The 10,410-nt window shown below is 68.2% G+C and carries 10 protein-coding genes; 6 read left to right on the forward strand and 4 right to left on the reverse strand.

Annotation, left to right across the window (positions count from 1 at the left end; translation table 11 throughout):
- Positions 1 to 5: 5 nt before the first annotated feature.
- The 5 genes from AXK61_RS19965 (at position 6) to AXK61_RS19985 (ending at position 4,997) form a co-directional block, all read left to right on the forward strand.
- Positions 6 to 644: a Type 1 glutamine amidotransferase-like domain-containing protein gene (locus tag AXK61_RS19965; RefSeq protein ID WP_231855614.1), complete on the forward strand. Its 639-nt coding sequence runs from the start codon at positions 6 to 8 to the stop codon at positions 642 to 644.
- Positions 645 to 685: 41 nt separating this feature from the next.
- Positions 686 to 1,819, forward strand: coding sequence for an alkaline phosphatase family protein (locus AXK61_RS19970; protein WP_068746815.1), 1,134 nt, complete (start codon positions 686 to 688; stop codon positions 1,817 to 1,819).
- A gap of 110 nt (positions 1,820 to 1,929) precedes the next feature.
- The gene (locus tag AXK61_RS19975; RefSeq protein WP_082789464.1) at positions 1,930 to 3,132 is read left to right on the forward strand and encodes an acyltransferase; all 1,203 of its coding nucleotides are present in this window, start codon (positions 1,930 to 1,932) and stop codon (positions 3,130 to 3,132) included.
- 84 nt (positions 3,133 to 3,216) lie between these two features.
- The gene (locus AXK61_RS19980) at positions 3,217 to 4,083 is read left to right on the forward strand and encodes a DUF222 domain-containing protein (protein ID WP_068746817.1); all 867 of its coding nucleotides are present in this window, start codon (positions 3,217 to 3,219) and stop codon (positions 4,081 to 4,083) included.
- Positions 4,017 to 4,997 carry an HNH endonuclease signature motif containing protein gene (locus AXK61_RS19985; RefSeq protein WP_068746818.1) on the forward strand — a complete coding sequence of 327 codons (981 nt, stop codon included), beginning with the start codon at positions 4,017 to 4,019 and terminating at the stop codon, positions 4,995 to 4,997. The genes AXK61_RS19980 and AXK61_RS19985 overlap by 67 nt, the downstream gene beginning before the upstream one ends.
- Positions 4,998 to 5,006: 9 nt before the next feature.
- On the opposite strand, the gene AXK61_RS19990 is transcribed toward AXK61_RS19985, so the two are convergent.
- Positions 5,007 to 6,161 carry a hypothetical protein gene (locus AXK61_RS19990; protein WP_139057862.1) on the reverse strand — a complete coding sequence of 385 codons (1,155 nt, stop codon included), beginning with the start codon at positions 6,159 to 6,161 and terminating at the stop codon, positions 5,007 to 5,009.
- 62 nt (positions 6,162 to 6,223) lie between these two features.
- A complete protein-coding gene (locus AXK61_RS19995) occupies positions 6,224 to 7,990 on the reverse strand; it encodes a hypothetical protein (RefSeq protein ID WP_068570984.1) in 1,767 nt (588 codons plus the stop codon).
- A gap of 303 nt (positions 7,991 to 8,293) precedes the next feature.
- On the opposite strand from AXK61_RS19995, the gene AXK61_RS24565 reads away from it, so the two are divergent.
- Complete coding sequence (locus AXK61_RS24565) at positions 8,294 to 8,710, forward strand: site-specific integrase (RefSeq protein WP_139057861.1); 417 nt, start codon at positions 8,294 to 8,296, stop codon at positions 8,708 to 8,710.
- On the opposite strand, the gene AXK61_RS25515 is transcribed toward AXK61_RS24565, so the two are convergent.
- Positions 8,707 to 9,897, reverse strand: a complete 1,191-nt coding sequence (locus AXK61_RS25515; RefSeq protein ID WP_197466879.1) for a DUF5343 domain-containing protein — start codon at positions 9,895 to 9,897, stop codon at positions 8,707 to 8,709. The genes AXK61_RS24565 and AXK61_RS25515 overlap by 4 nt on opposite strands.
- A 193-nt stretch (positions 9,898 to 10,090) precedes the next feature.
- Positions 10,091 to 10,410, reverse strand: a 320-nt coding sequence (locus AXK61_RS20005; RefSeq protein WP_197466880.1) for a transposase, incomplete at its 5' end; no start/stop codon positions are given.

Here is a 10,410-nt window from a genome sequence, read left to right on the forward strand (position 1 = left end):
CGATCGTGAAGCTGCTGCTGATGTCCCTGAACGCCGGGGCGCTCCCCGACTTCCTGCGCCGGCACACGGGGCGGGAGCCGAGCGCCCTGCGGCTCGGCTTCATCGACGACGCCGGCGCGCCGTACGCGGACCAGCCCTTCGGCTCATTCGAATGGAATCAGCTGACCGACCTGGGATTCCGGCTGACCCGGATGACGGTCGGGAAGTACCGGGACGCGCGGGACTTCGCGTCGGATCTCGGCACCGTCGACGCCGTGTACCTCTCGGGCGGGCACACCTTCGTCCTGCTCGGTGCGCTGCAGAGCAACGGCACCGGCGAGGTGCTCAAGGAGCGGGTGCGGGCCGGGCTGCCGTACATCGGCCTCAGCGCCGGGTCGGTCGTCGCGGGGCCGAACGTCGAGCCCGTCGCGCCCCTCGACGACCCCGCCGACGCCCCGGACGTCACGGACTTCACCGGGCTGGGACTCGTCGACACCGTCGTCATCCCGCACGCCGACGGTCTGCTCCCGCCGTACCCTCCCTCGGTGATCGAGGAGGTGGTGCGCACCTACGGCGGCCGGTTCCCGCTGACCCGGGTCAACGACGATCAGGCACTGCTCGTGGAGGACGGCGTGGCCACGCTGATCCCGTCCGGCATCACGTAGTTCCCGCCTCGACGCGCCTTTGCGGACGTTACGATCGATCGATGACCGGCATGCTCTCCGACGTATTGCCCTCGGTCTGTACCGCTTTCGGCATCCCCGGCGCGAACCCCCTGGGCCTGGCGGTGGAGCGTGATGTCGTGCTGCTGCTCGTCGACGGGCTCGGCGCGGAGCTCCTGCGGCGGCACGCCGATACCGCTCCCAACCTTGCCGCGCACGCCGGCGTCACGCTGGACGCGGGCTTCCCCGCCACCACCGCCACCAGTCTGTCGAGCCTCGCGCTCGGGGCGCCCTGCGCGACGCACGGCATCGTCGGATACAGCTTCGGCGTCCCCGACGAACACGGCCGGCGCCTGTTCAACTCCCTGCGCTGGACCATCGACGGCGCGTCCGGGCCGGATGCCCGGGAGTCGCACCCGCCCCGCGAACTGCAGCGCCGCCGCAGCAAGCTCGAGACCCTCGCCGACGCCGGCGCCGAGATCCACTACGTGGTGCCCGCCTACCAGGAGAAGTCGGGCCTGACCCGTGCCTCGTTCCGCGCCGCCGGGGTGCTGCACGCGGCCTCCACCCTCGACGAGGTCCGCGAGGGCGTGCTCGCCGTGGCGCGGCACGACACCGCCGCCCGACGGTTCGCCTACGCCTACGCGGGCCTGCTCGACGCCGCGGGGCACGTGCACGGCCCCGGCTCCCCGGAGTGGCTGGCCGCGCTGCGCGCCGTCGACGCGATGTTCGCGGACCTGCTGATGGAGCTGCCGCCGACCTGCACGCTGCTGGTCACCGCCGATCACGGCATGATTCAGGCCGAGTCCCTGGTGAACCTCGACGCGGTACCGGCCCTGCGCCGGGGCGTGCGCGTGATCGCCGGCGAGGCCCGGGTCCGGCACGTCTACCTCCAGCGGGGGCACCACGTCGACGACGTCCTGGCCCGGTGGACGGACACCCTCGCCGGGCACGCCCGGGTCGTCAGCCGCGAGCAGGCGCTCGACGAGCACTGGTTCGGTCCCACTCCCCCGAACCCCGTCGTCGCGCACCGCATCGGCCACGTCCTGGCCGTCGCGGAGGGACGATCCGTACTGGTGACCCCCAGCCAGGAGCCGATGGAGTCGCGCATGCTGGGCCATCACGGCGCGTGGACCATCGATGAGCAGGCGATCCCGCTGATCGTCGTGAACGGCTGACGGCCGGGTCCCACCCTCCGCGGGATGCGTGAGCGAAGAGTGTAGAATTCTTCAATCGTTACATATCGACAGCACGGGGTGAAGACGCGCAGCCCTGCTTCAGTCATAGGGTGGTGCCCACCATCGAAACCCAGAAGCCGGTGCCGGCCGCATCGCCGACGTCCGTCGTGTCGCCGAAGCCCAAGCGCGAACAGACCGCCGACCTGACGCGGGTGGTCCTCTTCCTCCTGGTGGTCGTCGCGCACTGCGTCACGACGATCAACTACACGCCCGACGTCGTCCGCCCGTCCGGGCTGGTCTCCGCCGCGCTGCACATCACGCGGTACGGCTTCGTCGCGGTCACGTTGTTCGTGCTGGTGCTGAGCATGCGCGGCCGCACGATGACGGCACCCGAGTTCTGGCGCAAGCGCTTCGGGCTGATCGTGGGACCGTTCCTGGTCTGGACGCTGGTGTACTCGGTCACGGACCACCTGCTCACCGCGGACTACCCGTTCCCGTCGTTCGGGCGGTGGCTGGGCGACCTCGGCCGCACGATGCTGACCGGCGACGCCAAGTACCAGCTCTACTTCCTGCTCATCTCGATGCAGATCTACCTGTTCTTCCCGGCACTGACGAAGCTGGCGGAGCGGCTCGAGCGACGGCCGTGGACGGTACTGACCACGGCCGCCGCGATCCAGCTCGGCTTCTTCGCGATCTACCAGTACGCACCGCGCCCCCAGGGCCAGCCGTGGGAGACGCTGTTCAACCACATGTGGAAGCTGCTCCCCATGTACGTGCTGTTCATGGCGATCGGCATGCTCGCGGCGCAGCACTACGAGGCGGTCGGGAGCTGGCTGCGATCGCACGCACTGCGCGTGATCGCGGTGTGCCTCGCGGCGTCGGCGTTCAGCCTGATCGCCTACCTGCGAGCCACCGACCCCGGCGTCGTGCCGGACAGCGCGGTCGCCGCCTGGAACCCGCTCTACCTGCCGTGGTACGTGGCGGGGGTCATCCTGTTGTGGCTCGCCGCGATGATGTGGGACGACCTGCGTGCGTCGGGCCGGCCCGTCGGTGAGCGCGTCGTGTCGTGGGCGACGGTGCGGGCGTTCGGCGTGTTCGCCGTCCATCCGTTGATGCTCGACATCCTGAACCATATCGGCTTCTTCGACGTGCTCGGCACATGGTTCCCCGCGTCCGCTGTCCTGCGCACCACGACGCTCGCGGTGATCGTGCTGGCCATGTCGCTGCTGTTCGTGGACCTGATGCTCCGCACGCCGGTCAGCCGGTGGTTCGTGGCGCGCGACCGGATCCGCAGCGGTCGCGCGGTCGACTGACGTACTTCTTTGCTTCGAACACCTACTCGATAATTTCCCAGCAACCCTACTTTTTGTTCGAGTTTCTGCGGTAGAATAGAAGGCATGAACCACTCGGACGATGCCTTCACGCTGGGCAGGCGGGCCGGCACCCCGCTCCCCGGGGTGTTCGACGGTGCGGTGTCCGGGTTGAGCGCGGCGGGTGCGCTCTCACGGCTACGCGTGTTGACCGCGCAGCAGAACCGCCTGGAGGCCGAACGCTCCGCCGTACTGACCAGGGTGTACGAGCTGCGGGACGATGCGCGTCGGGTGCGAGAGGAATCCTCACGCCGGTTCGTCGACGACTGGGACGAGCTCGTCGCGGAGGTCAGCGCCGCGCTCGGGACCGGCCGGTCCGCTGCGGGCGCTGCGGTCCACCGCGGCCTCGATCTGCGGGAGCGCTGCCCTCGCCTGTTCGAGCTGTTCGCGGCCGGGCGAGTGAGCCTGCCGCTCGTCCGGGAGGTACTGCGCTCCTCCGCGGCCGTTCTCGACGACCGGGTGGCCGCGATGTTCGACGATCGGATCACCGCGTGGCTCGCTGCCCGCGCGGGTCTGTCGATCACCGCGCGAGCCGTTGCCGACGCCGCGAAGTCGATACTCACTCGGCTCGATCCGGCCGCCGCGCGCGAGGTGCCCCCGGTGGAACCCCGGGAACGGCTGGAGTTCCACTCCCGCGCCGACGGGCTGGTCGATCTGGAGGCGGTCATGCCGAAGGCGGAGGCGATCCGCCTGTCCGCTCTGGTCGGGCCGGTCGCGGAGTCGGTGTGTCGAGACGACGGCCGTACCCTGGGGCAGCGGCAGGTCGCCGCTCTCGTCGCGCTGGCCGAGGGCTATGAGGGTCTGGGCTGCCGGTGCAGCCACGAGGGGTGCGATCTCCGGGAGGCCCGCCCGCGAACCGGGCCGTCTCACCGGACATCCAGGCCCTCGCGGTGATCGTCCTCAACGAGACCGACCTGTTCGACGCGACCAGCACGGACGACGACCTCTTCACGCCGGAGCCGGCGCCCGAAGTCACGCCGGAGCCGGCGCCCGAAGTCGCGCCGGAGCCCGATTCCGCGCCGACGCCGACGCCGGATGCCGAGCCTGATTCCGAGGCCGCGGCGGCGCGCGGGGCAGTCGTGTTGACCGGCGATCCGGGCATCACCGGGCCGGTCACCGTCGAACAGGCTCGGGAGTTGATCGCGCAGTCCCGGACCCAGTTCCGCGTCCTCGGACGGCGAGACCCGGCCACCGGCACCGTCCACGCGCGCGGCGCGTCCGGATACCGGCCCACCTGGTACCAGCTGTTGGTCATGCGGCTCACCTACCCCACCTGCGTGTTCCCCGGCTACAGTGTGGCCGCGGACCGCTGCCAGGCCGATCACGTCGGCGAGTACGACCACACCGATCCCGCCGCGGGCGGGCCGACCACCGTGGCGGGCCGAGGCACGTCCGGGAACCTGGTGCCGCTCTGCGGTTTCCACCACCGGATCAAGACGGAGACCGGTTGGCTGTCCGACATCCTGCAGGACGGCACCGTCGAATGGCGGCATCCCGCCGGCGGCATCTGGACGGTCCCACCCGGCACGGCGAGGGATCTCCTCCCCGGCCTGGGACTGATCATCTGGGACGGCCCCGAGCCGGGTCCGGCCCGCACGAAGAACCCCGACGGGTTGGAGTCCGACGCGAAGCGCCGGGCCACGGCGCGGCGCGCGCTGCGCATCGAGAATCGGCTCCTCCGCCATGAACGGCGCGGGCGCGAGGCTGCGGAAGCCGAAGCCCGCGAGCGCGAACGGGAGTGTCGGGAGGCTGAGGCCCAGGGACGCACGTACGACGTCACCGCGCCGCTGAAGCCGCCGCCGTTCTGACCCGGAAAGTCAGTACTGCTGCGGATATCCGCTCGACACCCAGAGGTTCTCCGTCGGGACGCCGACCGTCCCGGTCTGCCAGCGGTGGATCGCCTCGGCGCGCAGTGCGTGGTCGAGTCCCTCGTTGCGCATCCGCTGATCGATGTAGAGCAGCGCCTGGACGCCCGCGGTGAAGGGCACCGTCAGCACCTGTCCGATCGCGGATCCGACCGCCGCGATCGCCAGCCCGACGACCGTGCCACCGGCGAGGTTGCGCGTCGCGTCGCCCGATTCGACCAGCGCCGTGCCGACGCCGAACGGGATCGCGACGATGGCGGCGACGATCCCCGTGACGACGTACGTCAGCAGGAGGATGCCGACGAGTCGCCAGTACCCCGGCTCCTGCAGGCGCCAGGCTCGGCGCAGCGCGGTGATCGGCCCGAGTCGCTCGAGCACGACGGCCTGGTAGGACAGCGAGAACGCGGGCATGAGAGCAATCGCGCCTGCCACGATGAGCACGAACGCGAGCACAGCGACGAGGACGGTGCCGACCACCATGCCGGTGTTGCCGAGGCCGCCGATGGTCATCCCGATCGCTGCTCCGAAGATGAGCAGCATCGGAACGAAGAAGATGAGGAACTGGATCACGCTGAGCCCGATCAGTGGCAACAGCCTGGGGCCGACCAGACGAGCCGCCTCCCCGATGCTGGTCTTCTCGCCGAGGACCGACCGCGCCACGACCACGGTGAGGACGCCCGTGAGGAACAGAGTGGCGATCGCTGCGATGAGGGATATCCCGAGGCTGGCGGCGGACGAGCCGAGGATGAGGGCGACCGATGCGTCGTCGTCCGCCTTCGGATCCGTCGACACAGTGGTCAGCGGGATCTGCGCCAGGAAGGTGACCACCTGGGAGAGCACCACGACGATCGCCGTCAGCCCGACCATCACCGCCGGGTTCGCGCGGATCGCCGCGAAGGCTCCGCCGTACAGCCCGCCGAGGTCGAGCGGCCGGATCGGGACGATGCCGACCTTCACCTCGGGTGCGGGCGCGCCCCAGCCCGGTCCGGCGGGAAAGCCCTGTCCGGTTGGGAAGCCCGGTCCGGGCGGGAACCCCGGCGGTGGGTACCCGGGCTGTGCGTAGCCGTACTGCGGATAGCTCTGGCGTACCGGCTCATCTGTGCTCACACACCCATCCTGCATTGCGGATGCAGTCCCGACAACTTCGTGCAAGCCGCCTCCGTCTCGGGTCACACCGGCCAGTACCCTCCCGGCGGGTCGATCGCGGGGTGCCGCCCGAGGTACTCCGCGGTGAGTGGCACGTCGACCTGCTCCGGCGGCACAGCCGGATCCATCTGGTAGACCTCGCCGTCGTCATCGACGTAGTAGCCGGCGAAGGTCGGATCGCTGACCGCTATCCGCCACGCGTGCTTCAGCCGGTGCAGGTTGATGTCGAACTTCGTGAAGTTCGGGTCGATCGCCGCGATCCGCTGGCTGAAGGTCTCGACCGCCGTCCGGGGCGGGAGGAACGGACTGTCTGCCGCCGAGGGGATCCCGTACGCCACGTCCCCCGCGCTCGTACCCAACGCCTCCCGCTCGGTCACGAGCCTCCCGTTCACCATGCGGCACGCCAGCACGACGACGGTGACGCGGGCCACCTCGTCGGGGTCGACCCGCGCGAAGTACCTCGGCGCCCGACTCGCGTCGACCCGCGGGAAGATCTTCCAGTCCGCGTCCGACGGTGCCGGACCGTCACCGTCGGGGCCGTCCATCTGCAGCTCCCACCGGTTGCCGTCGATCCGGGAGACGGTCGCCTTGGCCCCCTTGTACCGGCACGCCGTGGCCACGAGGTGGATCCCGGTGATCTCGGCCATGGGCACGATGCCGTACGCCGAGGTCTGCTTCACGGCGTCGTACTCGTCCACCTCGACGAAGCCGTCGGGGATCACCGACCCGGGCAGTGCCGTGATCCGGACCGAGGAGTAGTCGCCGGCCGCCGACGCGTCGGGCCCGAACCGGTACACGCGCCCGCGGTACACGCAGTACACGTCGCCGGGCAGCACCTGGCTGCCGTCGAGGCGGACGCCCCACTCGCGCACCTTCCCGCCGCCCGGGGCGCCGCTGAAGAGCTGGTCGATGATGCGGCTCACCCGTTCCTTCGGCACATCGGGAGCCACGAAGCCCCGTGCGCGAGCCTGCGCGAGGATCGCCGAGCCGGGGTTCAGCCGGTACGTGCGGACGTAGTACGTGATCGCGTCGTCCCAGGTGAAGTGCCCGTCCGTCCGTTTGTGGATCGGCACGACGCCGCGGTCCGATCCGCTCCACGGGTCCGGGAGGAATCCGCGCGCCGCGGCGACCAGCGCGCCGCCGTCGAGGTAGTCGGCGAGCTGCCTGGCATCGTCCGCGGACAGTCGCGCACAGAGGTCGTCGGGCATGCCGCCGGTCGGATCGCGCATATCCGGCCGCCAGACGGTCAGCGGGATCGTCGGTCCCGACAGCGCCTCCTGCTCGGCGGCTCGCCGGACGTGGTCCGGAACCCCCACGCGGGACATGTCGGGGCCCGCCGTACTCGGTACGGGCTTCGGGTCCGACGGTGCCGCTGCCTGCGGCGACGCGGCCTGCGGGGGCGCGAGGGGCCGCAGTCCCCCGCCGATCGACTCGGCCGTCGCCCCGACGCCGAGGTAGTAGTCGAGATTCTCCGCGGCCGTGTGCAGGCGCAGGTCCGTCGCCCCGCTCGCCCGCACGTGGGTCACCACGGCGACGCGGACCAGATGCTCTGGAACCTCGACCGCGTCCCGGAGTTCCTCGAACGCGCGTCCCGCCGGGGCGGTCGATCCGACGAGGCGCGGCAGAGCGTCGTGTTCGGAGTACCACCACGTCGCGAGCCGTGCGGTCCGGGCCGGCGGGTCGAACCACGCCACCACCGCGAACGCGTCCCACGGAACCCCCGTCGCCGTGATCTCCCGCCCCACGATCCCGATCAGCGCAGTCAACGACGCCGTCCGGTCCCCACTCATCCCTGTCCCCGTTCCCCCGCCCACGCGGGCTCCATCCGCTCCGACGGTACGCCTCTTCGCGCGACCCCACGACACGACAAAGTCCCCGGCCGGAAACCGACGCCAGCAGGCAATTTGCCGCTTTCAGCGCCAGCTGAAGCCCGTGCCCCCGCTGGAGAGACTTAGTCTTCCAAACTAGGGCTGAACAACCCGGGGTCCACACCCCGCGCACACGGCTCGACCGAGGACGCCGCATTCCTCACCGCAGAGCAGGTCGAATACCTCACCGACGCCACATCCTGGCCGTTCAACATCCTGGTCCACATGGCCGCCTGGACCGGCCTCCGCAGCGGCGAACTCGCAGGCCTCCAAATCGGCGACATCGACCTTGGCCGCAACCCATCCGTCAGCGTCCAGCGCACCGCATTGGTCGTGCACGGCGCTCCGGCCACCGGCGAAACCACAGCGACCGGACCCCACGCCGTCTACGACTCGCCCAAGACCCGCCGATCCAGACGACGCACCGCCCATAGCCTGCGCCACACCTACGCCTCGTTCTGTGTCAGCGCGGGCCTGCACCCGAAGCAGATCGCCGACTACATGGGCCACGCGTCGGTCAACACCACAATGGGCATCTACGCCCACCTATTCGAGGACGACCACACCGAGGCAATGGCCGCGCTCGGCAACGTCGGAGCAGCCCGCCGAGACAACGTCACCCCGCTGCGCGGATGGGGTTAGCCGACTTGGCGAATCCAGTCTCTAATATTCATCCCGACGCGCTCGACGTCAGCATCGTCTAGGACACCACTGTGCATAATCACGTTTCTAGAGCGCTCGATATTGGAGAATATCGAGTTCATCCAATCGATTCGTCGTACAAATGGCTCGAAATCCGGCCAATTTTGCTGCATAATCTTCGTCAAATGGTCCATCTGCGTATAGGTTAGCGGCTCGTCTCCTCGTGTGCCATGCCATTTGACTTTGTCTTCTTCTTCACGACGATCTTCCGCGAAGGTTCTAATCTTGTCGGAGACCTTCGTGTCCCACCAATTGTCGCCGTGGGCCTGTTGTAGAACCTTTTCCACAAAAGTACGAGCGCTTCGCTCAAAGGCGGTAATTGCAGCATATATATTTGCCATACGCAACCCTGCGGCGAGATCTTCCTGATCGAGAAGATCATAGTTCAGGGCCATGCGCAATGCTTCTTCGTCGCCGTATCCGACCGCTTTGTGCCGCCCGGCGCGATCCAGCGCCTCCTCTGTCAACAGTGCGCGGTATACGAAGTTGTACATCTCTCCGTTCACCCCAGATGCTCCATTCAAACTTCGAAACAGAGCATCGTAAACGGCGGGGTCGCGGGATTCAGGAAGATGAATGTTGATGTTATAATGAAGCCCAGACATTGTCAGCTTGCTGCCAGAGGGTTGGTCGACGCCCTTGCCGTCGTCCTCCGAACCAGGATCATCACCACTGTCATCGGAGGCATCTTTATCGGTCGGCGCGTCGAAGTCGGCTAGTCCGCACAGCGCCTTGAATGTAGTAGCCATCTTGCTAAGAATGTCGTCGCTGTACTGCCCCTGCGACAGGGTTTTCATCTTGGATTGAGCTTCGGCCTTGGTGAGGGTCTGTGCATTCTTGTTTATTTGAAACAAGTCGGCATAAGCCTCTCGGATAGCCTTTGCCATCACCTTCTTCGACTCAGTCTTGTCGAGATACTCGTGATACCTCTTCAGCGGAGTTCCAGTATCACCAATGAACTCCAGGGACTTGAGCATTCCGATTACTAGTCGGTCGGCGCTGCTAGTGAAACCGAGATCCTCTAAGAACTTTTGAGTGAATCGCTCTGGAGCCTGGGCATTCTGCGCTGCTTCCAGCACAGCACCGAGATTCTTCGTGCTCGTCAGGTAGGCCTTCGGCAACGCCATGGATCCGTCTCCCCGCTAGCCTCGATCTTTCGTGAGGTGGTCGTCCCCTCCTGATCGGTTTCGGATTGGTGTCCTCGAGTGAGGGTTTCGTTCGTGGGCATGGTGATGCGGCCCGGTGTTGCGTCGGGTGGCGTCGGGTTCCACTGTCCCGTGGGGGTGTTTCGTGATCGGATTGTCAAGGAAGTCGTGTCGGTCATGTGGGTGCTCGCATCCGGTTCAGGCGCTGTAGGCCGGCGATCAGCAGGCCGGTGTCGGGGGCTGTCGCGGCGAGGTGCAGGCGGGTGCGGCGGGCGTGCCGGGCGATGGATCCGGCGATGCAGAAGAGTCGGTGGCGCAGTCGTTTGGGTTCCCACCGGCGGGCATCATGGCTGGTCAGGGCGAGCATTTGGGTCCAGGCTATGAGGTCGGCAGCCAGCGCGGCGATCGCGGTCCAGATCCGGTTCTTCGCGAACCGGTGCAGGGGGAGGTTCCGCAGGCCGGTGTCCTTCAATGCGCGGATGCGGTCCTCGCAGC

The organism is Tsukamurella pseudospumae (genome assembly GCF_001575205.1).
Taxonomy (GTDB): domain Bacteria; phylum Actinomycetota; class Actinomycetes; order Mycobacteriales; family Mycobacteriaceae; genus Tsukamurella; species Tsukamurella pseudospumae.

What these genes read in the sequence shown, in the direction of transcription:
- AXK61_RS25515 (WP_197466879.1), bottom strand. Translation starts at nt 9,897, where the DNA reads ATGGCGTTGCCGAAGGCCTACCTGACGAGCACGAAGAATCTCGGTGCT.
- AXK61_RS24565 (WP_139057861.1), top strand. Translation starts at nt 8,294, where the DNA reads ATGGCCGCCTGGACCGGCCTCCGCAGCGGCGAACTCGCAGGCCTCCAA.
- AXK61_RS19970 (WP_068746815.1), top strand. Translation starts at nt 686, where the DNA reads ATGACCGGCATGCTCTCCGACGTATTGCCCTCGGTCTGTACCGCTTTC.
- AXK61_RS19995 (WP_068570984.1), bottom strand. Translation starts at nt 7,990, where the DNA reads ATGAGTGGGGACCGGACGGCGTCGTTGACTGCGCTGATCGGGATCGTG.
- AXK61_RS19980 (WP_068746817.1), top strand. Translation starts at nt 3,217, where the DNA reads ATGAACCACTCGGACGATGCCTTCACGCTGGGCAGGCGGGCCGGCACC.